Annotated in this window: 24 protein-coding genes; 13 read left to right on the top strand and 11 right to left on the bottom strand. The window is 43.0% G+C overall.

Translation table 11 applies throughout. The features are described from left to right. Window positions 1-76: 76 nt before the first annotated feature. From NQ117_RS17865 to NQ117_RS17840, 6 genes are all read left to right on the top strand, one after another. A complete protein-coding gene (locus NQ117_RS17865) occupies window positions 77-898 on the top strand; it encodes an undecaprenyl-diphosphate phosphatase (protein ID WP_258279454.1) in 822 nt (273 codons plus the stop codon). A 356-nt stretch (window positions 899-1,254) separates the two neighbouring features. Beyond that, complete coding sequence (locus tag NQ117_RS17860; protein WP_258279358.1) at window positions 1,255-3,024, top strand: ABC transporter substrate-binding protein; 1,770 nt, start codon at window positions 1,255-1,257, stop codon at window positions 3,022-3,024. A 62-nt stretch (window positions 3,025-3,086) separates the two neighbouring features. After that, window positions 3,087-4,040, top strand: coding sequence for an ABC transporter permease (locus NQ117_RS17855; RefSeq protein WP_258279357.1), 954 nt, complete (start codon window positions 3,087-3,089; stop codon window positions 4,038-4,040). Between the two features lie 15 nt (window positions 4,041-4,055). Further along, window positions 4,056-5,003 (top strand): oligopeptide ABC transporter permease, encoded by a 948-nt coding sequence (gene opp4C / locus NQ117_RS17850; RefSeq protein ID WP_258279356.1) that lies wholly within the window; start codon window positions 4,056-4,058, stop codon window positions 5,001-5,003. Between the two features lie 5 nt (window positions 5,004-5,008). Next, window positions 5,009-6,055, top strand: coding sequence for an ABC transporter ATP-binding protein (locus NQ117_RS17845; RefSeq protein ID WP_258279355.1), 1,047 nt, complete (start codon window positions 5,009-5,011; stop codon window positions 6,053-6,055). Further along, window positions 6,015-6,995: an ABC transporter ATP-binding protein gene (locus NQ117_RS17840; RefSeq protein WP_375163089.1), complete on the top strand. Its 981-nt coding sequence runs from the start codon at window positions 6,015-6,017 to the stop codon at window positions 6,993-6,995. The genes NQ117_RS17845 and NQ117_RS17840 overlap by 41 nt, the downstream gene beginning before the upstream one ends. Before the next feature lie 185 nt (window positions 6,996-7,180). Here NQ117_RS17840 and NQ117_RS17835 read toward each other — a convergent pair whose 3' ends face one another. The 6 genes from NQ117_RS17835 to NQ117_RS17810 all read right to left on the bottom strand — a co-directional run bounded on the left by NQ117_RS17835 (window position 7,181) and on the right by NQ117_RS17810 (window position 12,635). Continuing rightward, window positions 7,181-8,434, bottom strand: coding sequence for a glycosyltransferase family 39 protein (locus NQ117_RS17835; RefSeq protein ID WP_258279354.1), 1,254 nt, complete (start codon window positions 8,432-8,434; stop codon window positions 7,181-7,183). Window positions 8,435-8,464: 30 nt separating this feature from the next. After that, on the bottom strand, window positions 8,465-8,800 hold the full coding sequence (locus tag NQ117_RS17830; RefSeq protein WP_258279353.1) for an EamA family transporter: 336 nt from the start codon (window positions 8,798-8,800) through the stop codon (window positions 8,465-8,467). Continuing rightward, complete coding sequence (locus tag NQ117_RS17825; protein WP_258279352.1) at window positions 8,793-9,140, bottom strand: DUF2304 domain-containing protein; 348 nt, start codon at window positions 9,138-9,140, stop codon at window positions 8,793-8,795. Before NQ117_RS17825 ends, NQ117_RS17830 begins: the two co-directional genes overlap by 8 nt. A 7-nt stretch (window positions 9,141-9,147) precedes the next feature. After that, the gene (locus NQ117_RS17820) at window positions 9,148-9,837 is read right to left on the bottom strand and encodes a glycosyltransferase family 2 protein (protein WP_258279351.1); all 690 of its coding nucleotides are present in this window, start codon (window positions 9,835-9,837) and stop codon (window positions 9,148-9,150) included. Window positions 9,838-9,839: 2 nt separating this feature from the next. Beyond that, window positions 9,840-11,150: a glycosyltransferase family 39 protein gene (locus NQ117_RS17815; RefSeq protein WP_258279350.1), complete on the bottom strand. Its 1,311-nt coding sequence runs from the start codon at window positions 11,148-11,150 to the stop codon at window positions 9,840-9,842. 216 nt (window positions 11,151-11,366) lie between these two features. Then, complete coding sequence (locus tag NQ117_RS17810; protein ID WP_258279349.1) at window positions 11,367-12,635, bottom strand: cell wall-binding repeat-containing protein; 1,269 nt, start codon at window positions 12,633-12,635, stop codon at window positions 11,367-11,369. 474 nt (window positions 12,636-13,109) lie between these two features. Here NQ117_RS17810 and qoxA point away from each other — a divergent pair, with 474 nt between their 5' ends. The 4 genes from qoxA to qoxD are packed head-to-tail and all read left to right on the top strand — an operon-like array spanning window position 13,110 to window position 16,929. Beyond that, window positions 13,110-14,051, top strand: a complete 942-nt coding sequence (qoxA, locus tag NQ117_RS17805; RefSeq protein ID WP_258279348.1) for a cytochrome aa3 quinol oxidase subunit II — start codon at window positions 13,110-13,112, stop codon at window positions 14,049-14,051. Between the two features lie 33 nt (window positions 14,052-14,084). Next, on the top strand, window positions 14,085-16,046 hold the full coding sequence (qoxB, locus tag NQ117_RS17800; RefSeq protein WP_258279347.1) for a cytochrome aa3 quinol oxidase subunit I: 1,962 nt from the start codon (window positions 14,085-14,087) through the stop codon (window positions 16,044-16,046). Continuing rightward, a complete protein-coding gene (qoxC, locus tag NQ117_RS17795; RefSeq protein ID WP_258279346.1) occupies window positions 16,043-16,639 on the top strand; it encodes a cytochrome aa3 quinol oxidase subunit III in 597 nt (198 codons plus the stop codon). Before qoxB ends, qoxC begins: the two co-directional genes overlap by 4 nt. Before the next feature lie 5 nt (window positions 16,640-16,644). After that, window positions 16,645-16,929, top strand: coding sequence for a cytochrome aa3 quinol oxidase subunit IV (gene qoxD, locus NQ117_RS17790; protein WP_258279452.1), 285 nt, complete (start codon window positions 16,645-16,647; stop codon window positions 16,927-16,929). 193 nt (window positions 16,930-17,122) lie between these two features. Here the strand turns inward: qoxD and NQ117_RS17785 are convergent, their stop codons facing one another. Next, window positions 17,123-17,455, bottom strand: a complete 333-nt coding sequence (locus NQ117_RS17785; protein ID WP_258279345.1) for a hypothetical protein — start codon at window positions 17,453-17,455, stop codon at window positions 17,123-17,125. 164 nt (window positions 17,456-17,619) lie between these two features. On the opposite strand from NQ117_RS17785, the gene NQ117_RS17780 reads away from it, so the two are divergent. The 3 genes from NQ117_RS17780 to NQ117_RS17770 all read left to right on the top strand — a co-directional run bounded on the left by NQ117_RS17780 (window position 17,620) and on the right by NQ117_RS17770 (window position 20,171). After that, a complete protein-coding gene (locus NQ117_RS17780; protein ID WP_258279344.1) occupies window positions 17,620-18,348 on the top strand; it encodes a response regulator transcription factor in 729 nt (242 codons plus the stop codon). Next, entirely contained in the window at window positions 18,320-19,723 is a 1,404-nt protein-coding gene (locus tag NQ117_RS17775) for a sensor histidine kinase (RefSeq protein ID WP_258279343.1), read from the top strand. The genes NQ117_RS17780 and NQ117_RS17775 overlap by 29 nt, the downstream gene beginning before the upstream one ends. A gap of 100 nt (window positions 19,724-19,823) precedes the next feature. Then, window positions 19,824-20,171 carry a hypothetical protein gene (locus tag NQ117_RS17770; RefSeq protein ID WP_258279342.1) on the top strand — a complete coding sequence of 116 codons (348 nt, stop codon included), beginning with the start codon at window positions 19,824-19,826 and terminating at the stop codon, window positions 20,169-20,171. A gap of 53 nt (window positions 20,172-20,224) precedes the next feature. Here NQ117_RS17770 and NQ117_RS17765 read toward each other — a convergent pair whose 3' ends face one another. From NQ117_RS17765 to NQ117_RS17750, 4 genes are all read right to left on the bottom strand, one after another. Continuing rightward, complete coding sequence (locus NQ117_RS17765) at window positions 20,225-20,785, bottom strand: TVP38/TMEM64 family protein (protein WP_258279341.1); 561 nt, start codon at window positions 20,783-20,785, stop codon at window positions 20,225-20,227. A gap of 6 nt (window positions 20,786-20,791) precedes the next feature. After that, window positions 20,792-22,474: a PASTA domain-containing protein gene (locus tag NQ117_RS17760; protein ID WP_258279340.1), complete on the bottom strand. Its 1,683-nt coding sequence runs from the start codon at window positions 22,472-22,474 to the stop codon at window positions 20,792-20,794. Window positions 22,475-22,755: 281 nt separating this feature from the next. Then, on the bottom strand, window positions 22,756-23,196 hold the full coding sequence (locus tag NQ117_RS17755; protein WP_258279339.1) for a hypothetical protein: 441 nt from the start codon (window positions 23,194-23,196) through the stop codon (window positions 22,756-22,758). A 106-nt stretch (window positions 23,197-23,302) separates the two neighbouring features. Next, window positions 23,303-23,482 (bottom strand): YvaD family protein, encoded by a 180-nt coding sequence (locus NQ117_RS17750; protein WP_258279338.1) that lies wholly within the window; start codon window positions 23,480-23,482, stop codon window positions 23,303-23,305. Between the last annotated feature and the right edge of the window lie 140 nt (window positions 23,483-23,622).

Here is a 23,622-nt window from a genome sequence, read left to right as displayed (position 1 = left end):
TTTCTGTAAAAAAAACAGTATAATAGTGACTATGTGAACTTTTATCTCGTGATGTAGGAGAGTGACATTGTTGAATTTGTGGGAATTGTTTGTGGCATTCATACTGGGCATTGTGGAGGGCTTGACGGAATTCGCTCCGGTCTCATCTACGGGCCATATGATACTCGTAGATGACTTTTTACTTCATTCCAAAGAATTATTCTCGGCGCCTGTGGCGAATACATTCAAAGTCGTCATCCAGCTTGGTTCTATCCTAGCTGTTGTAGTCGTGTTCAAAGATCGTATCTTGAACCTGTTCGGCTTAAAGAAAAATATACCGGGTACGGAAAGTGGACCAAAACTAACGCTTGCACAAATACTTGTTGGTTTAATTCCAGCTGGTGTGCTGGGTGTATTGTTTGAGGATTACATTGATGAGTATCTATTCTCTATTGAGACGGTGCTCATTGGACTCGTTATCGGTGCTGTATTGATGATTATTGCAGACTATGCTCGTCCAAAGCGTCCTTCTGCTGAAACAGTTGACCAGATCACATACAAGCAAGCGCTTGGAACCGGATTGTTCCAATGTCTTGGTCTATGGCCTGGCTTCTCTCGTTCAGGATCAACGATTTCCGGAGGCGTTCTGTTAGGAATGAGTCACCGTGCAGCTTCTGACTTCACCTTTATTATGGCCATTCCGATTATGCTTGGCGCGAGCGGATTATCCTTATTAAAGAATTGGAAGTACTTCACGATTGACGCGCTTCCATTTTTCATCGTCGGCTTTATTAGTGCATTTATTTTCGCCTTGATCTCGATTCGATTCTTCTTGAAGCTTATTAATCGCGTCAAACTCGTACCATTTGCGATTTATCGAATTGTGTTGGCAGCTGTTATTTACTTCGTATTCCTGTAAGCCCTACAGCAACTATGCTAATTAGCACGTAATCGTATATAGTTCGAATATACACTTGTGCAGCTTCTGCTGCAAAGAGGCTGTCCCAACGTCAATGTAAATTGACTTCGGGGGCAGCCTCTTTTGCATACCATCAAATATCAGCTCTAATTGTTTTTTCCGAAATGGAAATAAGCTACCTTCTTAAATCAAATGGAAATCGTTCACATTCATTTGTGAATTCGCTTTCACTACTTATAATGCTGCAACTTTTCTGCAAAAAAACAACATGTCGACTTATTGTTGACTTTTCCAATCGGAATAAAATAACATTGCTAACATCAACAAACGAGTTGTTCATCACAAGGAGGATGTCTATGAAAAAACAAATATTGTCCCTGTTCATCGTACTACTTGCTTCATCTGTGCTATTCACAGCTTGCGCATCCAACGAATCGAAACCGAGTCCATCTACAACACCATCTACTTCAACGAATGCCAATGCTGGCAGCGCCAATTCTACAGCTCAATCCAATGCGCCAGCCCCAGCAAGTACACAAGTAGCGGACTTGGGCACAGGCATTATTCAAGCCTCCGATCCTTCCAAATTACCAGATTCGGCAAAACAGCGTAACGATACCTTTATCGCTGGTCTTACAGAGCCAAGCGGTGCTTTCACACCGCATTTCCACCAAAGCGGCTATGACGGCAACGTAGCATCAGTCTTATTTGCCCCTCTTGTCACGGTAGATGAGACTGGAAAAATCATTCCTTACCTCGCGGAGAAGTGGGAAGTCTCCAAAGACCAGCTTACTTATAAATATTACTTGCAAAAAGATTTAAAGTTCAGCGATGGTTCACCGTTAACAGCTGAAGACATAGCTTTTACACTTACCATTTTGCATGACAAAAACTATGATGGCGGAACCGATATTTTCTCCAGTCATATTAAAGGCGGCTTAGCTTACAAAGAAGGAAAAGCAACGACCGTTGCTGGCATCAAGATCATTGATCCTCATACCATTCAAATCGAAACGGAACAAGTCAATGCAACCGCACTACTGACATTAGGCGGTCAAGTCCTTTCCAAAGCTTATTACGGGAAAGACTACAAGTTCGGCAGCCTCGACTATATTCGAGAGCTTCACGCCAAACCAGTAGGTTCTGGTCCATACAAGCTAGAAAAGCATATACCAGGCCAAGAACTGCGCTTCATGGCTAATGAGCATTTCTTCAAAGGCAAGCCAAAAATCGAACGCTTTATTTATAAAACAACCGAAGGCGATACATTCCAGTTTGTTGAGACGGGTGAGCAAGATTATGCAGCCTTTTCAGCCACTCAAGATAATTTGGAGAAATTGCAAAAGCTAGGTTACCTCAACCTTAAGCTAAATACATCAACTGCCTACGGCTACATTAAATTTAATCACAAGAAGCCATATTTCAAAGAGAAAAAGCTTCGTCAAGCACTCATTTACGGACTTGATCGCAAAACGATTGTTGAGGGGGTATCCCAAGGCTCTGCACAAGTAGCGAACATTCCTACCTCCCCTACTTCATGGTCGTATACCGAAGAGGGCATTAATCCATACAATTACGATCCTGAAAAAGCAAAAGCATTGCTCGATGAAGCAGGCTGGAAAGAAGGCAGTGACGGCGTGCGCGAGAAAGATGGCCAGAAGCTGGTCATTCGCTATCTCTCTTCCAAGTCAAAAGGAAGTGACGCCTTTATCGCAATTGCGAAAGAGAATTATACGGCCATCGGCGTTCAGTTTGAGCCAGAACAATTCGCGGACTTTAACGCGCTGCGTGCCAAAGTCGACGGCGGCGACTACGATTTAGCTTCCTTCTCTACCCCGATGCTCTTGGATCCGCATAGCGGCGTATCTGAGTTCGCAACAGAAGAGGCAGAAGGATACTCTAATCCAAAAGTTGACCAACTTATTAAGGAAGGCATCAGCACACTTGATATTGACAAACGAAAAGAGGTTTACAAGAAACTTTATCAGGAGCTGAATGAAGATCCACCGTTTATTTTCTACAGCTACTCCAAGCTGCTATACGCCTACAATTCTCGCATTAAAGGATTGGACCCGAATCCGTACCGCGGAATCGCAACAAGCTTGCCATTGACTAACATTGAATAAAAAAGGAACGGGACAGAGCCTTTCATGGCTCTGTCCCAACCTTACTCATAGGAGGCATCTTCATGAGCACTTATGTCATACGCCGAATCATCTACATGCTGCTGACCCTTCTGGGTGCGTCCATGCTTATTTTCTTTTTATATGCGTTAACACCTGGTGACTTCGTCGACAACAATATGAATATGACCGAAGAGCGCAAAGCTGAACTTCGTGAAATATATGGTTTCAACAAACCTCTTTTCGAAAGATATACGGCTTGGCTTGGCAACGTTCTACAGGGTGATTTCGGCTATTCCTTGCAGCATCAAAAACCGATCATGACTTTATTTAACTATTACATCTGGAACTCATTCCTACTCGCGACCGTCTCCACCTTCCTTACATGGTTTATTGCTGTCGTAGCCGGCGTACTTTGCGCTTATAAATCCTACTCTATTTTTGACAAAAGCGTCACGATCTTTATATTCGCAGCCATGTCGATTCCTTCGTTTTTCATTGGTCTTTTCTTCATTAAGATCTTCGCCGTTGATGCCGGAATACTACCTCCGGGAGGAATGATAACGACTGGAAGCAATGCGGAAGGTTGGGATTATTTCATAGAAGTCGCGGAGCATATGATTCTGCCCGTACTCGTCGTCACCTTGCTCGGTACAGGGTCACTGACCCGTTACTTCCGATCTCATATGCTGGAGGCGATGAAGCAGGATTATGTTCGCACCGCCCGCGCGAAGGGATTGAAAGAGCGAATCGTATTGTATCGTCATGCACTGCGCAATGCTGTACTTCCAGCTATTACGCTAATCGGATTTGAGCTGCCAACGCTGTTCGGTGGTTCGATCATTATTGAAAAAATATTTAACTGGCCCGGCATCGGACAATTGTTCATGCAGTCGTTTACGATGCGAGACTATCCGCTGCTGATGGGCTTCACCATGTTAATTGCCATTCTCACCGTTATCGGCACATTTGTGTCTGACTTATTGTATCGATTTGCCGATCCACGTGTACGTCTTTAGAAAGGAGTATGTGACATGTCTATAGCAATTGAACAGCTTGCTCCTGAGCAAACTACTTCTCCTGCACGCACTGCTGCTCCTACCTTCGAGCGGTCATCTTTATGGAGGCAATCGATACGGAAGCTGCGCCGCAATCGTATGGCTATGCTAGGATTTATATTTATCATCGTTATGTTTGCTGCTTGCTTTATTGCACCCATATTTTCACCCTATGCAGCAGGTAAAGTGAACTTGGCCGTCATGAATCAGGCACCTAGTGCTGCGCATTGGCTAGGTACGGATCATCTAGGTCGCGACGTTTTGACTAGATTGCTGCAAGCAGGACGAATATCACTAACTGTTGGACTTGTAGCTATGCTTCTTTCCGTAGTGATTGGAACCGTACTCGGCGCAGTTGCCAGCTACTATCGGGGGATCGTCGATCAAGTCATTATGCGTATCGCTGACTTGCTGATGACGATACCAAGCATGCCTTTGTTGTTTATTATTGGCGCTATATTGTCTGAATGGAAGGTGCCTACCGATTATCGCTTATATATCGTCATGATAATGCTGAGCATGGTAGGATGGCCAGGCTTAGCCCGCCTCGTTCGCGGAGAACTGCTAAGCCTGAGAGAGCGAGACTTTATGCAAGCCGCTGAAGCACTGGGATTAAATGATCGCCGCAAGCTGTTTGTGCATTTGCTGCCGAACATTTTCCCGCTGCTCATTGTCGTTGCTACCTTAAGCACAGGTGGTGCCATTGTAAGTGAGTCGACCCTTAGTTATTTTGGGCTTGGAGTCATGCCACCAACACCAACTTGGGGAAATATGATCGATGCCGCAAATACACTTATCGACTTCGAGAAGCGTCCATGGTTGTGGATTCCACCAGGATTAGCGATTTTCGCCACGGTCATCGCCATTAATTTATTCGGTGACGGATTAAGGGATGCGCTTGATCCGAAGCAGGAAAGGCGGTAGTGGATATGAATCTTCCTTTACAGCATGCAGTAGCAGACGAAGCATTGCTGCAAGTTAATCATTTGCAGGTCCACTTCCCTACAGCTGGTGGAACTGTGACAGCCGTCGATGATATCAGCTTCCAAGTGAAGGCTGGTGAAACCGTATGTATCGTCGGAGAATCAGGATGCGGCAAAAGCGTAACTGCACTTGCCCTTATGGGATTGTTGGCTGAGTCAGAGGGTTGTCAGGTTAAAGGCGACATCGTGTTGGCCGACCAGTCTTTGAATACGTTGACTAAACAACAACTGCGACGGCTTCGCGGTAATCAAATGAGCATGATTTTTCAAGAGCCAATGAGTTCTTTTAATCCTGTCTTGACGATTGGCAGGCAATTAATGGAGCCCTTGCAGGAACATTTACGGTTGAAGAAGAAAGCGGCGCGTACAAAAGCTGTTGAGCTTATTCGTTCGGTAGGCATTGCACGTCCAGAATCGATGCTTGAAGCCTATCCACATGAATTAAGTGGCGGCATGCTTCAACGTATGATGATCGCGATGGCGATTGCCTGCCGCCCTCAGCTGCTTATTGCAGATGAACCTACTACTGCATTGGACGTAACCATTCAAGCACAAATTCTTGATTTGCTGCGGCGCATTAAAGAAGAGCACGGAACGTCCATCATTTTTATAACACATGATCTGGGCGTTGTCGCAGAAATGGCTGACTATGTCATCGTTATGTATGCAGGCAAAATCGTAGAGCAAGGATCCGTCATTGAACTATTTGATAATCCGAAGCATCCCTATACACAAGGCTTGCTTCGATCCAAACCCGTTCTGCACAAACATGAAGAGACATTGTACTCCATTCCCGGCCAAGTGCCTCATCCATTGGAAATCGGAGATTACTGCTCCTTTTATGAACGTTGCGACTATGCGACAAGCAAATGCCGTACGAGTAGACCTTACTTGCAAACGATCGGTGAAGGACACAAATTAGCGTGCTGGTTGCATGAAAAGGAGGCAGCTCATGATGACACCAAGCACACAGCAACCGCTCATCGTCGTTGATCGGCTCAAAAAATATTTTCCCGTAAAAACAGGACTGCTGCAGCGTACAAGCGGTCATGTCAAAGCCGTAGACGATGTAAGCTTTGTTATAAATAGAGGCGATACATTCGGTTTAGTTGGCGAATCGGGCAGCGGCAAGAGTACACTTGGCAGAACACTGCTCCGTCTAAGTGATAAGACCAACGGTACCGTACAGTATCAAGGTCAAGATCTGCATGATCTATCGAAGTCCGAAATGCGTAAGCTGAGACCGAAGCTGCAATTTATTTTCCAAGATCCTTATAGTTCCTTGAATCCTCGGATTCGTATTGGTGATGCGATAGGTGAAGCACTACTCCAACATGAGCTATGTGCACAGGCTGAGGTTCATGAACGTGTAGCAGAGGTGCTGGCACTATGCGGCATGTCCAGTTACCATATGGATCGCTATCCACATGAATTTTCTGGTGGTCAACGCCAACGAATTGGAATCGCACGAGCGATTATTTTAAATCCTGACTTTGTCGTCGCGGATGAACCGCTTTCCGCACTTGATGTTTCCATACAAGCTCAAATTATTAATTTGTTTCGAAAGCTGCAAGAACAGCGCAGCTTAACTTATTTATTCATCTCTCATGATTTAAGTGTCGTTCAGCATCTGTGCAACCGTATCGGAGTGATGTACTTAGGTTCGTTAGTCGAGCTAGGTCCACGCGACGAATGTTTTAGCAAACCTCTTCACCCTTATACACAAGCTCTGCTGTCTGCCGTACCTATTCCAGATCCACGGGTGAAGCGTGAGCGCATCGTATTGCATGGCGATCCACCTAGCCCAGTAAATCCACCGATTGGCTGCAAGTTCCATACTCGCTGTCCATTGGCACAGTCTAAATGTCGGGAAGAAACTCCACTGCTTCTACATCACGGAAATGGCCACTATGCAGCCTGTCATCTGATTTAACTCTCCTTCACCTCTAGCTGTTAGCTTCTCCCCATTTTGCTAGCGGCAGTCTATTATAACTCATCTATAACAGTCCCCTGCTTCAATACGTAGCTTCCATCAAAAAAAGAACCTTCCATCACACGATCCAGTGTGAATGAGAAGGTTCTTCCCCCTTTTATTAAGCTTGCTGCGTCGAGTTGTCGTTACTTATTTCGCACAACTGCAATTAGCCGATCTACAAAGAAAGCCGCAAACATTAATAAGAAAATAACGTTTGGATATCCATAGCGTGAGAAAGCGACAAACGGCATGTAAATAGCAGTAAAGTAAGCGAGCGTCAGCAGTACAGGCAGCATTCTTGTAAAAGGTACACGGATGAATGCCCAGATTATTCCTAACACGCTCACACCCATTACTATCACTTGTGCCACATTCATAAATGAACGACTTATCGGCCATATTGGACGCCAATAGTACGGGATATTGTACAAGTTGTGCAGTTTGCCAATCGTATACCAGTGGACATAATTCCAAGTATCATAGACAAATCCATACTTCAAAATGTCCAACCCTTTACTTATCGCTGAACCGTCTGAACCTGCAAATATCGTCTTCGGATCATATTGCGGATAAGCGTCGAAGAATCCTGCTGGCGGCAGTTGATAATTAATTCTAGTCCCAAGCAAAAATGGACTTCCTGCTGAATTGGTAAACAAGATAAATCGGTCAAATGTAATCATGTTGCGTATCCACCATGGCGCTAATAACACCATATAGACACCTGCTATTAAGAACGTATATCGCACCATATCCCGCCACGGTACTTTATGCTTCCACCATAGGATAAGTAGAATGGCTGGATAAAGCGTAGCATGCGGCTTAAAGTAAGCCAAAAACGCGACTATAATTCCAATCCAAATGTACCACGATGTCTTGCCTGATTCTACGGCCACGATAATGATGCAAACCAACAATAGCAAAGCCGTGCGAAACATCGTCTCGGAAAGAATAACACCTGAGGAGAAATAATCCGGCATGTAAAACATGCTAATACCGCAAACGATAAATGCTGTACGTGTATTAAACGTATACCGTGCAATAAAGAAGATTAAAAATATCGATATCGCTTGCAGCATACATTGAAAAAGACGAAAGGCAATAATTGCCCCATCTCCTTCTCCGAATACAGCCATAAAGCCCGCTAGTATAATCGAAATTCCAGGCATTATAAACGCAGATGGATCATTTCCTGAGTTATACGTGAGTGTTCCTTCATTTAATAATACCCTTGCGCTATGTAAGTATTTTACGTCATCATTGTTAGGCTTGTGCAGGTCACCTAGCAAAAAGTAATTGTGGTGCGCTAACACAAAAAAGGATGATAGTAGAAATACAAAAAAGGCCATAATCAATAATGTTCGTTTCGTTTTAAAATCCATGCTAAAAAAAGACGTCATACGTTCACTCCTATATTGATAATAGATCAGTTACTTCGCTATTAAATACACACCTATGAGAATGACACCCGCCCCAACCCATTTTGTTGCCGACACAGGTTCACTAAATATAAAGAAGGCAGCTGCAATTCCAAGAATATAAGAAATGCTTTGCAGCGGATATGCGACACTTAACGGTAATCTGCTTAAAACTACGAACCATAAAATGGTGGCGATACCGTACAAAGACAAGCCGCCAATGACATACCACGAAGTAATAATTTTGTTCCATACTAATCCTCCAGCCTTTTCAATCCCAAGCTTAAAGAGGATTTGTCCTGTAACGAGCAATATAATGTTGGCAAATAAAATAATATAATTAATCATGATCGTGTTCCGCCACACCTCGTTCTCGTAATATCGTAATCTCTTGAGTTAATCGAAGTAACTGCTTCGACATCTTCGTAATGACAACGGTGAGATGAATAATAAGCGCAAAGCAGAACAACAAGCCAAAAAGAAACAATAAAGCAGGTGCATACTTTACATCAAGCCATAGCGATATGTTCTCAATCAGACGAACATCAATAGATACGATTATTAGAAACAAACTAAAACCAATCCATAGTAATGAATACTGCTCTTTTAACTTCTGACGCCGCACCAATTCCAAAATTCCGATTAGAAACAGCACGGAAACTAATATAGATATTACATAAATACTCATTGGCCTATCACCTCTCGTATCGTAACGCAGTCATTAAAACGGCCAACGTTACTTTTGTCATGTAGTAGACCGAGCGTATTGGAGTAATCGAAGAATTGCCGCCTAAACGAGCGCGCATTTCCGTTGAAACTTCCGAAATTCGGCAGCCTTTTCGTTTCAAATAAACGATGGATTCCACTTCAGGGTAATCCGTCGGATAGTAAGATGAATACAAAGCAATAACACGTCGGTTCGCTACGCGATAACCACTCGTTGTATCTGTAATACGTTGTTTGGTAATCCATGTGATAATGTTTGAGAAAAAGATCATTCCGATTCTGCGCATTTTCGATGATTGATACGAGGTCGTCTCCACATAACGAGATCCAATCACAAGATCATGATGCTTAGCGTGCTCAATTAGTTTAGGAAGATCCGATGCACAGTGCTGACCATCCGCGTCCATCTGAACGGCGTAATCATAATTCATGCGATGTGCATACATGTAACCAATTTGCATACCGCCCCCGATTCCTACATTGTAAGGAACGGTAAAAACTTTAGCCCCTGCCCGCTCAGCAATTTCTGCTGTTCGGTCAGTAGAACCATCATTAATAACAACTACATCTACTTCTGGCATATAGGTTTGAAGCTCATCGATTACATGATGTATCGTTGCTTCTTCATTATAAGCAGGAATGATGACGAGAACTTTCATTACTAAGAACCTCCACTTACAGAATAATGTTGTGTCTGCTGCTTCATCTTTTTCTCATATCGAGCTGCACAGATCCTGTCCATGAAGAAAGCAGCAAAAATAATGAGAAGGAACATATTTGGGTACCCATAACGTGAGAAAGCTACGAACGGAATATATATAAAAGTGAAATACCCTAGTGATGCGAGCAATATACCCGCATTAGGCCACTGCCTCAACTTCCTTAACGTCATAATCACGCCTGATGTTCCAATTAATAATAAAATGACTTGGAAAATATGTACTGCTATCATCTCTATACCCAGGAGCGGCTTCCAATAATAGGCGAGTACATATAGGGATCCGACTTTCCCTATTGTGAACCAGTAGAGTAAAAGAAGCGGATTATGTTTCAAATGATATGCAAGCATATCATAGCCTCTTTCTTTCAATTGATTATCAGATCCAAGCATAAGCACATCTTTATGTTCTGGATACTCCGCGTAAAAGCCAGCATCAGGCTCTTGGAAATTGATAAACGTTCCTAATAAAAAAGGATTCCCTGATGATTCCGTAAAAACTACGAATTTATCAAACGTTACTACGTTCCGAATCCACCACGGGGACAATAAAATGATAAACACAAGCCCAATGGCTGCTGTATACTTCATCATTTCCTTCCACGTATAACGTTGCTTCCACCAAAACAACAGAAATAGAACGGGCAGCAATGTCGAATGCGGCTTAAAGTAGGCAGCAACCGCTACAAGTAAGCCAACGAGCAAATACCAGCTTGTACGACGTTTCTCCAGCGCTACTATCATGACGATAATAAGCAGAAGGAAAAGGGATCGAAAAATACTTTCTGATAAAATAACACCTGATGAGAAATAATCGGGTAAGTAAAGCGCGCTTATTCCAATTGCAATTAACGCCGTTCGTACAGTAAACACACGATGAGCCAGCCAAAATATTAATGGTATGCACAATGCTTGCAAGAGGCACTGAAATAGACGGATCGCAATGACAGCTTCATCCCCTTGACCGAAGACGAGCATAAAAGCAGCAATGACAAAAGGCATGCCCGGCATAATGTAGGTACTGGGATGATCATTCGTATTGTAAGAAAGTACACCTTCATTAATAAGAACACGAGCAGTATGCAAGTATTTCACATCATCATTATCTGGACGTTCAGGATTCCCTAAATAAAAATAATCACCGTATCCAAGTACGATGAGCGAAGACAAAAGTCCTACAACAAGTGTAACAACCCACATGAACCGCTTTGCATATCTTGGAACAGTTGACCAAGCCTTCGATTCATTTACCATATATTCACCTTATCCAAACACCCTTCTCCCATCAATATCCAGAAATAGAACCAATAAACTATATCATAATCTGGATATTAACCCAAGTCAATTTATGGTTTAAGAGGATAATTAATCTCCATATACCGACTCATCATAAAGGAATAATAAAAAGCCCATCTAAAAATCAGATGAGCTCAATAACCTTGTTCAATTGGTTCAACGCTATTTCTTATACTAGTGGTGGCCACCGCCATGCCCATTATTGGACGGGGTCTCATTTTCATTTGAGGACGTATCATCTTCTGCTGTGCTACCATGGTCGCCATGTCCTTTACCACTAGCAGACACAATCTCCAACATACTATCTATTTCCCCTTGTGCTTCAGGCGTAAGATCCTTCTCATTGCCTACAATCCACGCATGATTAAATGGTCCTTCAGTTGGTGTCACCTTATACTTAGGCTGTAACGTCATTACATAATCCATAACCGAATTAGGCATCTTTTCTTTTTCTGTCCATATAAGCGGTGCATGTTTCCCAAGATGAGAGAATGGTGCTGCCGAGATCGCCAACAAGTGATTGTCAGCGGGAACAAAGGATAAGTTATGACCTGGTGTCGTAATCCCCCAGCCAAAGCCCGTCGTTTCATCCTTATATTTAGCAAAGGCAATTGAATTCTCAATCGGGTTCTTACCTGCTATCCGCTTTACCGTACCATACTGCTTCAACTTATTCTCTAAATCAGCAGATACGACGGACTCAGGTCCGATAACATATATGTTTGCCCTGCCTTTGCGCTTCTCTAATGCTCTTATCGTTGCTTTTGGTATTTCCTTCTTCGTCACAAATAACAGCGGCTCAAGCATATGCGCAATCCAGTTCCCCGCTGGAATCGTATATTCTGGACTGTCGAGAGAGCCTACAATGACACCATCTGGCTGCGAGCCGGATGCTTTCGTATAAAGTGTATCAATCTGTTCAGCAATCTCTGCATCATCTTTCCCGGCTACAAACGAAGCTTTAAATCCAGCTTTGTTCAATTGTTCCTTTACTTTATTTGAACTTCCTCCAATAACAATGACCTGCTCTTTAGCTTGTCCAATACCAATCGGCTTCAGGCGCTTTATTTCATCTAATGTCGCTTGAGGAATACCATTCTTGTCCATATATAATAGTGGCCCATTATTCGGATGATGCACCAAATCCAAACTAGCCAATGCGGCCCCCCAGCGTTCTGTTGATGCAAGGATGACAGCACCAGGTCGATTATCATTTGCTGTTGCCGGCCATAACGTTTTAGACACGAGCACAGCCGACTCCACCGGATTTGAAGAATTGATTCGAGTTGTATTTTTCGTTGCAATCCAAGGCGCTGCGACATTCGTCACGCTCTTCCCTACTTCATTTTCAGCTTGTCCATCTTTTTGTGAACTGCAAGCACTTAGTAACAAAATAGTGAACAAAAACAGCGTCACAGCTTTTATTGAACGATGTAGTTTCATGATATTACCTCCTACAAGACTTTGTTGCCTACGATATCCTTAATTTGTGTAGATTTTGTGTAGGAAAATAAATCATAACGACACCTTTATAGACGAAATTGATTTCTAAATCTGTATGACGCTTTTATGAAAGTGCATTATTTATACTAATTAACAGATTTTGCATCTAAAATAAGGAATTTAACGGAAATATGGAGTTTTTTTGAATAAAAATTGTGACAATTAGGTGTCTTTCCTGTAAAAACATCGTCAACTATCCTTTTAGAATGTATTATCAGTGATGAAGATATCGATGAGAGTCGTACAGACCATGAACAATCGCCACGTTATTGATGTCTATCTAAAAGATCACACATGGCAATCGTCAACATTACCAGCTTGGATAATGTTAACGTTCTCTCATTGAAGATGTGGCTACACATCAAAATTGACAAACATGCATCACAAAATGCATCAAACAGAAAGGGGTACCTTATGAAAAGGAAAGGATCGTTACTAGTTCTTTTCACGCTGCTAACATTCCTTCTAAGCGGCTGTTCACTGGAAGTTCTCAATCCAATGGGTCCAGCTGCAGGGTTGCTGTCTGAAACGATTATTTTCTCTATGCTTATGATGGCTGGAGTTCTAATCGTGGTCTATGTATTGTTCGTTGTCATTCTGGTTAAATACCGTGCCAGCAAGAGCAGTCCAGACTATGAGCCTCCTCACGAAGAAGGTAGCATTAAGCTCGAAATTATTTGGACACTTATTCCGGTCATTATCGTTGCGATTTTGTCGGTTGTAACTGTCAAAACGACGGTCGCTGTAGAAAAACCGCCAGAGGGTTACGAGAATCAGAAGCCGCTTATTATCTATGCTTCTTCTTCTAATTACAAATGGCACTTCAGCTATCCGGAGCAAGGTGTTGAAACGGTTAACTATCTCAACATTCCGACGAATCAAAATATCGAGTTCCGTTTGTACTCTTACGGTCCGATTACGAGCTTCTGGATTCCTCAGCTAGGTGGACAGAAGTATGCGATGTCTGACATGGTTACGAAGCTTAATCTCGTTGCTGAGACACCTGGAGACATGCTTGGTAAGAACAGTAACTTTAGTGGTGAAGGGTTCGCCCACATGCAATTTAACGTTACAGCTATGCCTCAAGCAGAGTTCGACGAGTGGGTTAAAGAAGTAAAAGCTAGAGAACCTGCATTGACTGAAGCAGAGTTCGATACATTGCTCGCTACAAAGTTCCCAGGACAAAAATCCTACTCTTCTACACATCTTGAATTTAGACCGGCACCAGAAGATCATGCCAGCCACTTCAAGAAGCCAGGCAAGAATGAGGAAAAGTCCGTAGATAAAGAAAACCATGAGAATCATGGTACACAGAACGATCAAGCAAACGAAGTTGAGGATCATTCGAACCACTAAGAGCCATCACTTCATGAAAGGAGTCTACAAGGAATGAATTGGGATATGTTTATCGTTGACGGACTCAAGCACGGCGACCCTCTAATAATCGGCGCTGTTGTGAGTATTGTCTTAGTCTCCATCGGCATCGTTGCTGGCCTGACCTACTTTAAGAAGTGGGGTTATCTTTGGAAAGAGTGGTTAACGACTGTCGATCATAAAAAAATCGGGGTTATGTATATTATTTCCGCTATCGTCATGCTTTTCCGTGGTGGCGCCGACGGACTTATGCTGCGTGCACAACTTGCGGCACCAGAAATGAAATTACTAACCGCGCAGCATTATAACGAAATATTCTCTGCACATGGTATTATCATGATTCTATTCATGGCAATGCCATTCATTATCGGTATTATGAACGTCGTTATTCCGTTGCAAATCGGTGCACGCGACGTAGCATTCCCGCGTCTGAACGCAGTCAGCTTCTGGTTGTTCTTCTTCGGCGCAATGCTCTATAATATCGCATTCGTAGTTGGTGGAGCGCCTGATGCTGGTTGGACGTCTTATTTCCCGCTAGCAGGCACAGAGTTTGCTCCAGGTGTTGGTAACAACTATTACGCAATTGCACTTCAAATTGCGGGTCTTGGTACATTGATGACAGGTGTTAACTTCATCGTAACGATTATGAAGATGCGTGCACCTGGTATGACACTTATGAAAATGCCAATGTTTACTTGGTCTACGCTAATCACTTGTGTCATCATTATTTTCGCATTCCCTGTACTAACAGTTGCTCTTGCTTTAATGACGTTCGATCGTCTATTCGGAAGTCAGTTCTTCACAATGACTAACGGCGGTATGGATATGCTATGGGCGAACTTGTTCTGGGTATGGGGACATCCTGAAGTATATATCGTTATCCTTCCGGCGTTCGGTATTTATAGTGAAATTATCGCAACGTTCTCTAGAAAGAACCTTTATGGCTACAAGTCCATGGTTATGAGTATGGCTGTAATCTCCATACTTTCATTCTTGGTATGGGTTCACCATTTCTACACAATGGGTCAAGGAGCAGCAGTAAACAGCTTCTTCGCAATTACGACGATGGCTATTGCGGTTCCGACCGGAGTGAAAATATTCAACTGGTTGTTCACATTGCGTAAAGGTAAGATTAGCTTTACTGTACCGATGATGTGGACACTAGCGTTCATCCCTGTCTTCACAATTGGTGGAGTAACAGGTGTTATGCTTGGTATGGCAAGTGCCGATTATCAATATCATAATACGATGTTCTTGGTCGCTCACTTCCATTACACATTGATTCCAGGTACCGTGTTCGCGGTTATTGCAGGTCTCTACTACTGGTTCCCGCTTATCGCTGGATTCAAGCTTAATGAGCGTCAAGGTAAAGCTGCGTTCTGGACAATTGTACTCTCGTTCAACCTAACGTTTATCCCGCTCTTCTTCTTGGGCTTGGATGGTATGACACGCCGTACGTACACGTACTCTGCTGAGTCTGGCTTCGGTCCGTTGAACTTGCTTGCAACGATCGGTTCCGTTGGTATGGCTATTGGTTTCTGTTTGTTGCTTTACAACATCATCTGGAGCTTCCGTCACGCACCACGCGAGACAAAAGGAGATCCATGGGATGGAGCTGGACGTACGTTGGAATGGGCAACACATATTCCAGTACCATCGTACAACTTTGCTATCGTTCCTGAAGTTGATGGTCACGATCCGTTCTACCATGCGAAGAGAGAGAAACGTTCTGTCTTCAAAGGCAAGCTTGAAAAAATTCATATGCCAAGTGATAGCGGTCAACCGTTCATTCTCGGCGCAATCTTCTTCTTCTGGGGCTTCTTCATGGTATTCAGCATGTGGAAATCTGCCATTGTAGCAACTATCGCAATCATTGTCATGCTTGCATGGCGTACATTTGAACGCGATCACGGCTTCTACATTCCAGTTGATGAAGTGAAGAAGACGGAACAATCATATGGAGGTGATTCGGTATGAAAATAGACAACTCATTGCCTCTTGAATACCGGACAGAAGAAAACCGCTTCCGTATAACTGGATTTTGGTTATTCTTGGGTGCGGAGATCGTACTCTTTGCTACCTTGTTCTTGACTTATCTCGTACTTTGGACTCGTACTGGTTCTGGCCTAACAGCACAAGATGTATTCGTACTTGAACCAGTACTAGCAGAGACGTTCATTCTTTTGACAAGTAGTTTCACTTGTGGACTTGCTATTCACGCAATGCGCCAAGGCTTGAAGAAACCAATGATGGTATTCATGGGTATCACACTATTGCTTGGTGCATCGTTCTTGGGTATCGAGATTTATGAATTCTTCACGTATGTTCATGAAGGCTTGACGCTTCAGACGAGCGCATTTGCTTCCAGCTTGTTCGTTTTGCTTGGTACACACGGTGCACACGTAACGTTTGGTCTCCTATGGGGAATCGCTATCATGATCCAGTTGAAACGTGAAGGCTTGAATGAGACAACTGCAAATAAATCATTCATCTTCTCGCTTTACTGGCACTTCTTGGACGTTGTTTGGATCTTCATCTTCAGCTTCGTCTATCTGAAAGGACTGATGTGATCATGATGAAACGACTGTTCCCTATCGGTCACGTGATGGGATTCATTTTTTCCCTCGTTTTGACGTTAGTCGCTTTGCTTGTCGTGTATACAGATATGTCTTATGCAATGGGCATGACGATTCTTGTTTCTACAGCTATCATTCAAGCCACTGTGCAGTTGTTCATGTTCATGCACGTGAATGAATCTAAAGAAGATAAGAATACGGTAATTTCGAATATTCTTTACGCTGTTGTTGTCAGTGTGATTACTATCTTTGGTTCCATGTGGACGTTGCTTTGGGACTGGTAGACTATTGATCAAGAACCCCATCAAGTGGATGCTTTCAAGCTCCCTTGATGGGGTTCTTTTCATTTATAATTGCATACAAAAAAGCACTCTCTTTCGAACGCAGACGTTCCATTACCTTCACGTAAGTTCTTCTGGAGAAGTGCTTTTTATGTATACGTATATGTATTTTCCGTACTTTTTTATTTAATAGGAATCATAGACCAATCCTATCTTTGATTTTTATCCAAAGCTCTTTACGCCAATTTGCACGTCGTTCTTTTGTTTGTTGCTTCGCTATTCTTTTTTGATTCCGTCGTTCTCTTCTCTTAGCTTCCAGCTTAGCGATTTGCTCATTTAAAAATTCTCCTAACAAGTATACAATCAGTGCAATTACTAAACAAACTACTAGGATAGCGATACCACCGATTGGCGGAAATAGTATGCTCCCTACGATTAACCCTAAAATACCTATGACAACCCAGAACTCCCAAGTTAACATCAACATTAGAAATTCAAAGATGAGCAGCAAAAATTCTAGCACAGCCATCCACCTCTCCTCCTTCCCATTCACATATGTTCCTCTTCTATCATAATGGATAACACACCCATGATAAATAATAATGCTTTAGTTTGAAAGATTGGTTTTCAACATGCACAATTATATAATAAATGAGAATAATGCTTTTGCTGAATTTTAGGAGGAAATAATTAATGATCTCCCCTTCCCAAACCTGTCGAGTCCTCATCGTCGATGATGAGGCAAATATGCGTAACTTACTGCGCATTCACCTTAAACGGCATGGCTATCTTACTGAAGAAAGCCATGATGGAGAAGAAGCGTTAGCAATGCTTAAAGAACAGTCATTTGATTTAGTTATATTAGATATTATGATGCCAGGCATAGATGGCTGGGAAGTCGTTCAACGCATACGCCAGACGATGAGCATACCAGTCATCATGCTTACTGCTCGTTCAGATAAGAAAGATATGATTAACGGGCTATCCATTGGTGCTGACGATTATTTAGCTAAGCCTTTCGAGCCTGATGAACTGATAGCTCGAATAACTGCCCTGCTTCGGCGCTCACATTTCCAATTATCAGCTCAGGAGGTACATCATAAAGCTTTGCATTTTCCTCATCTCATCATTTACGAGGAGAGCCGTGAAGTGGTCGCAAATGGCTTGCATTTGGAGCTGACACCGAAAGAATACGATGTCCTGCATCTTCTAGCTACTCACCCGCAAAGAGTCTATGATCGAGAGACGATGATCGAGCATTTATGGGGGTTGGACTATGATGGAGATAATCGTTCCGTAGATACGCATGTAAAAAATGTAAGAATGAAAATGGAACAAGCCCAGTTAGGCTACAATCCAATTCAAACCGTATGGGGTATTGGATATCGCTTCAATGCCAAAGGTACTGCTTATGAGAAGTAGAATTGATTTGAAAATTGGATTGTCGATTATGTCTGTATTTCTACTGCTCTTCCTACCCACAGCTTGGCTGATGGATCGTTTAGTCGTATCGCATACGTTTCAACAGAAGCATAAAGAAATGAACGAGCTTGCGCTCCACTTCGTCAGTATGATTAACAACGATACAGCGCTAAAAATGGATGCCATTGAAACGATGGCAGATTTCACACGTGTAACCTTATTCGTGCTCGATAGCCAAGGAAAAGTGACAGCTACGTCTAATCACCATAAAGAAATCAATCCAATATTTTTAACAGACGAATATGTACGGACATTACAAGCCGGAAACCAGCTTGAAAAAAATATTACAATTGATGGAGCGAGCTACACGCTAACTGGTGTGCCTATGATCACTCACGGCAGCCTTCAAGGTAGTATCGTTATGTTGAATTCACTTACAGATACAGAAGAATTGCTTCAAAGTCATCGGCAAATTTTATATCTAGCCGTTCTTGCTATTATGACAGCGGCGGCAGGCATCATCTATTGGCTTTCTAGACGCATATCCAGACCGATGCGACAAATGGCCGATGCTACTCGTGCAATCGCTGAGGGACAACTAGAGACGCGTGTAGAGGTGCATTCTGACGATGAGGTAGGCAGTTTAGCAGATGCAATCAACCATATGGCAGAAGAACTTAAAAGATATCGTGATTCACGCAACGAATTCATCGCTAACATATCTCATGAGCTGAAGACTCCTGTAACGTATTTAGAAGGCTATGCGCAAGTCATTCGACAAGGATGGTATGAGACAGAGGAAGAAAAGCAGCAGTATATCAGCATCATTGCAGATGAAGCCAAGCGTCTTAATCGTATCATTCAAGATTTATTTGATCTTACGAAAATGGAAGAAGGTCAGCTCAGCATATTACCTGAGCAAGTCGACATGAATGTCATTTGCCAAAGCTCCCTGTTAAAAGTTCAGCATAAAGCGGAGCAAAAAGGCCTTCAATTGCAAATGTTCTCTGCTGAACCCCATCCATACATTTGGGGAGACCCCGTCCGCTTGGAACAAATCATGTTGAATCTATTGGACAATGCCATTCGATATACGAAGGCAGGAAATGTATCGATTCGAGTTACAACGAGAACGGACCAAATTTATCTAACCATCACCGATACAGGACAAGGCATCCCAGCAGACGAGCTATCTTATGTATTTGAGCGCTTCTATCGAGTTGAGAAGTCACGTTCAAGACAATACGGTGGCAGCGGCTTAGGATTAGCCATCGCAGCTAAACTCGTTGATATGCATCAAGCTACCATTGATGTCCAGAGTCAAGAAAGCATAGGCACAACGTTTACGATCACATTCCCTCGCCTTCTTCCCTAACCTTAAGGGCGGCACTGATAAGTTGCTTGAATAACACTTTGTTTCCTTAGGGAAACTATGCAGACAACGAATTTGCAAAATTAAAGGAAGTGTTGTCTGCATGCTCTATATTTACAGCCTAAGCAGCTTATTGGCAGGACTATTTATCGTAAATGCGATATTCGCTTATCAAACGAAACATATTGATCCTGCCTTATGGCCTACTGTCAAATATCAGCTTATTGTCCTCCCCTTGTTTTGGCTGGCAAGCTTAGCAATCGGTTATGGGATTAAATTCGGATATAAAGCAATTGGCCAACTGACCTTCGTCTTAACTGCATCAAAAGGCATTGAGATCGTTGTTTGCATTGCACTAGGGTACTGGTTTATGCATGAGGTACCGACATGGAAAACATGGGCAGGCCTCGCGATCGTAGTTGTTGGCTTTTTTATTTCCAGACTAAAATAGCACCGTTAGTACCCCATTAACTGGGTCGTAACGGTGCTATCTCTTCTTATGAACTAAGAGGGTTTACGTCGTATCCATCCAACGATCAACGCAATAACAACCATAATCAGAGCTATATGAAATATCGTGCTATTTGAGTACATTGCCTTGCCCAATACGCCTTCTATCCATATCGAAGGTGCTTTGCCTATAATCGTCATTAACGTAAAGTCTAACATACTCATCGTTGACAGTGCTGCAATGGCATTGACCACACCTGATGGTACCAAAGGAATGAATCGAGCAACAAGTACTAGGCAAGCCCTCGTCACTCTCCCATATTGATGAAGCCGCTGCAACCAAGCCCAGCGCTGCTGTTTTATCGCGGGTATATTGGATAATCCCCTACGATACAAAATGAGTGCTGAAACTGCACCCAATGTCTCACCAATCAAAGAGACGGCAAATCCGAGCTCAGGGCCGAAGGCAATTACATTGGCTCCAGTTAACCATATGCTCGGGATTACTCCTGCTACACTAATAACAATATTTAAGATCAAGCTGGCTGCAATCGCCCATGTACCTAGTGACTGCAGCCATACGGTAAACGCATCAAGATTAAGTCCATCCAGCATATATGATTAATTAGCCTGGCGGACAACGTAGAACGTAATACGGTCCCCTTTTTTCACTGCAGCACCCGCTTCTGGCTCCTGCTTGAAGATAGTGTTTGGTTCACCGCCTTCATGATTCTCTTTGAGGAAGGAATATTTGAGTCCAGCATTCTTAGTAAGCTGTTCAGCCTCTTCCAGCGTCAATCCGACTAAATTTGGTGCTGTGCCCTCAGCTGGCAATTCTGGCTTTGGACGATTCGGATCCAGAGGAGTCACATTCTCGCCTGTAGGAGGTACAATATTGCCACCAGGATTGTTCGGATCTACAGGAACTGTAGGATTTGTAGGATCTGGCTGAACCATTCCGTTATCCGTTCCTGTGCTCGGCTGCTCATTCTGATTCACATCCGGTGCTACAGGCTGCTCCTGATTATTGGTTTCAGGTGTAGTTGTAGGAACAGTTTCTGGCTCCTCCGACGGTACAGTCGTCCCACCATTATTTACATCCGAAGTATTCGTATCTTGTTCTTGTGTATCCGTTGAATCATTAGTTTCATTCATATTGGAAGAATTATCCGGCTGTGCCGTTTCTTCGCTACCTGGTTCAGTTGTTTCTTGCTGCTGTTCGGTAGTTGGCGTTGTTGCCACAGTATCGTCATTCGTTAGAGACTTCGCCCATACAACTGCCCCTACAAGCAAAGTAAAGAACAGAGCAATTCCTGCTATCATAATACCAACCTTGAAGCGGTCGTTGCGGGATTCTTTACGGTCAAATTCTGAACGTTCTTCAGGTGATAACGCATAATCTTCTGCCTTCACCTTATTGTGCGACTCAACAGCCGAATTGTTGCTGCGCTGCTCCACCTTCGGTTCCGCATTCGGATTCGTACGACTTAGCTGCGCAGGCGGCGCAGATGGTACTGTCGGAGGTGCTACAGTCGGTTCCGCATGCACCTGGCGCTCCTCCCGCACCTCTTCACGTACTTCCATAATAGGAGCTGCTGGTTTCACAAATGAATGTGGACGTTCACGAATCTCTTCGAGCGTATGTACATACTCCCTTACTGGAACATCACTTTCATATACACGCTTCGTAAGTGCCAACACAGCTTCACGTTGAGCTGGAAGCTCATGCTTCAATATGGATTGAACACGACTAGCATATATATCATACTGACGTGGTGCTAATGCATGAAGCGTAGAGAGCTGATAAAGCAGCTGAGACATACCAATCGATCCTGTACGACTCCCTACAGCCTCTTTCCAATAATTCATAACAAGTATCTCATCGTTATCCGTAATCCAAAGATTATCAAAGCTTACCGAGAAAGAAGGCATTCCAGAGCGCTCACCTTGAAGCAACAGCTCACCTGCTGTTTGTACCCAGCGCAGCGTTGTTTGCAGCTTAACTGCATGGCGTTCCGCGTATTGGTACATCGGCATTCCTTTGCGAGCATGGAATACAACATAACGCTGCTCTTCATTTGTGCCTGCATTTAATATTTGAAGGAAAGATTCATTGCTAACATGTCCTACTTCGCTAAATAATTGCGGAAATGCCTCTGAATAAGCTCTAGCTTCTGGGCGAATTAGCAAAAGAAACACTTCACGGTTAAGTGAAGTATCTAACGCGCGATACCAGATCCCATCATCAGATTGCATGATTTCTCCATTTAGTTCATAACGATCGGCTATCCATTGATTCTGCATCGTTCTCCTCTACTTTCTATATCATTATCGTATCGGGAAGGTTGTCTCTATTTGTGTATGTTCAACTAGGTCACTAGCTGCTCACCTTCTATTATTATACAGATGCTGTCGAATTTCAAAAGCTATTGTCATACCCAACGAATAAGAGCTTATAAGAATGCCCTATACACTGTCAATCACTACGCACATTGTGCTCAAAAGTTTCTTAGCATGACATGGAAAAAAGCCATTCCTGCTGCATACACAACCAAGAACAGCAACCCATTGTATGAACGAGTCCATTATTTAAACCGATCTATCCAAATGAGTTGAGCAACTGGAAGCGTCTTTCCTTCATGCTGCTCCACATCAACCATGATATGACCATATGAAATATCATCTACATACAAATCCAACTTCCATCGTCCTGTATCTGGTAAGTTCAACATAGAAGGTACGACTGTTTTGTTAACCGTGTTATCCGGACTGTGATACACCATTCCATGGTTATCTAACAGGACAACAGAATGATCCGTTCGTTCATGAGTAGCTACTACCTTCATCACTTTGTTATAGAAATACTTCACAGGCCTATTAAAGAACCAGCCGACTTTATTATTCCCCATTTCCAATGTTGTGTCAGAAATACTGAACGCTAAAGGTGAAGCTGCCACATGATCGTTGCCCTTTGAGCATCCTACTAACACAAAAGCCATAACAGCAATGATCAACCATTTCTTCACTGAATCTTCCTCCTCTAGACCATGTATAACTATTATAGTCGCAAGAGGGTTTTATTTCCAATCAATGACACAAAGCTACGCTTCGCACAAAGAACAACGGGTATTTCTATAAGAAAAGATTCGGGAGCCACCACAACAAATCAAACTCACCGCGAATCCCCCAGTAGGAGATAGACATCCGCCCAGACACGCTAGTTAATACCAACGAAATGAGCGCCCAAATGCTCCATTGTGGACGTTTCGCCCTCCATAAAATATATGCTAGCACTTTGTAATTGTTAACCATTCAATTAAGGACTGTTTCCACTAGTTATCCCTAATCTATGTGATAGGTGAATAAACAACAAGATCGAGTGAAGGAGCAACTATCCCCTCTCACTCGATCTTGTTGCAATACCCATTTGAATTAGGTTAATCTACATACAT

Source organism: Paenibacillus sp. SC116 (assembly GCF_024733555.1).
In the GTDB taxonomy this organism is placed as follows: Bacteria; Bacillota; Bacilli; order Paenibacillales; family Paenibacillaceae; genus Paenibacillus_B.
This window is presented reverse-complemented; position numbering and strand designations above follow the sequence as displayed.

What these genes read in the sequence shown, in the direction of transcription:
- NQ117_RS17860 (WP_258279358.1), top strand. Translation starts at nt 1,255, where the DNA reads ATGAAAAAACAAATATTGTCCCTGTTCATCGTACTACTTGCTTCATCT.
- NQ117_RS17855 (WP_258279357.1), top strand. Translation starts at nt 3,087, where the DNA reads ATGAGCACTTATGTCATACGCCGAATCATCTACATGCTGCTGACCCTT.
- opp4C (WP_258279356.1), top strand. Translation starts at nt 4,056, where the DNA reads ATGTCTATAGCAATTGAACAGCTTGCTCCTGAGCAAACTACTTCTCCT.
- NQ117_RS17845 (WP_258279355.1), top strand. Translation starts at nt 5,009, where the DNA reads ATGAATCTTCCTTTACAGCATGCAGTAGCAGACGAAGCATTGCTGCAA.
- NQ117_RS17840 (WP_375163089.1), top strand. Translation starts at nt 6,015, where the DNA reads ATGATGACACCAAGCACACAGCAACCGCTCATCGTCGTTGATCGGCTC.
- NQ117_RS17835 (WP_258279354.1), bottom strand. Translation starts at nt 8,434, where the DNA reads ATGACGTCTTTTTTTAGCATGGATTTTAAAACGAAACGAACATTATTG.
- NQ117_RS17830 (WP_258279353.1), bottom strand. Translation starts at nt 8,800, where the DNA reads ATGATTAATTATATTATTTTATTTGCCAACATTATATTGCTCGTTACA.
- NQ117_RS17825 (WP_258279352.1), bottom strand. Translation starts at nt 9,140, where the DNA reads ATGAGTATTTATGTAATATCTATATTAGTTTCCGTGCTGTTTCTAATC.
- NQ117_RS17820 (WP_258279351.1), bottom strand. Translation starts at nt 9,837, where the DNA reads ATGAAAGTTCTCGTCATCATTCCTGCTTATAATGAAGAAGCAACGATA.
- NQ117_RS17815 (WP_258279350.1), bottom strand. Translation starts at nt 11,150, where the DNA reads ATGGTAAATGAATCGAAGGCTTGGTCAACTGTTCCAAGATATGCAAAG.
- NQ117_RS17810 (WP_258279349.1), bottom strand. Translation starts at nt 12,635, where the DNA reads ATGAAACTACATCGTTCAATAAAAGCTGTGACGCTGTTTTTGTTCACT.
- qoxA (WP_258279348.1), top strand. Translation starts at nt 13,110, where the DNA reads ATGAAAAGGAAAGGATCGTTACTAGTTCTTTTCACGCTGCTAACATTC.
- qoxB (WP_258279347.1), top strand. Translation starts at nt 14,085, where the DNA reads ATGAATTGGGATATGTTTATCGTTGACGGACTCAAGCACGGCGACCCT.
- qoxC (WP_258279346.1), top strand. Translation starts at nt 16,043, where the DNA reads ATGAAAATAGACAACTCATTGCCTCTTGAATACCGGACAGAAGAAAAC.
- qoxD (WP_258279452.1), top strand. Translation starts at nt 16,645, where the DNA reads ATGAAACGACTGTTCCCTATCGGTCACGTGATGGGATTCATTTTTTCC.
- NQ117_RS17785 (WP_258279345.1), bottom strand. Translation starts at nt 17,455, where the DNA reads ATGGCTGTGCTAGAATTTTTGCTGCTCATCTTTGAATTTCTAATGTTG.
- NQ117_RS17780 (WP_258279344.1), top strand. Translation starts at nt 17,620, where the DNA reads ATGATCTCCCCTTCCCAAACCTGTCGAGTCCTCATCGTCGATGATGAG.
- NQ117_RS17775 (WP_258279343.1), top strand. Translation starts at nt 18,320, where the DNA reads ATGCCAAAGGTACTGCTTATGAGAAGTAGAATTGATTTGAAAATTGGA.
- NQ117_RS17770 (WP_258279342.1), top strand. Translation starts at nt 19,824, where the DNA reads ATGCTCTATATTTACAGCCTAAGCAGCTTATTGGCAGGACTATTTATC.
- NQ117_RS17765 (WP_258279341.1), bottom strand. Translation starts at nt 20,785, where the DNA reads ATGCTGGATGGACTTAATCTTGATGCGTTTACCGTATGGCTGCAGTCA.
- NQ117_RS17760 (WP_258279340.1), bottom strand. Translation starts at nt 22,474, where the DNA reads ATGCAGAATCAATGGATAGCCGATCGTTATGAACTAAATGGAGAAATC.
- NQ117_RS17750 (WP_258279338.1), bottom strand. Translation starts at nt 23,482, where the DNA reads ATGGTTAACAATTACAAAGTGCTAGCATATATTTTATGGAGGGCGAAA.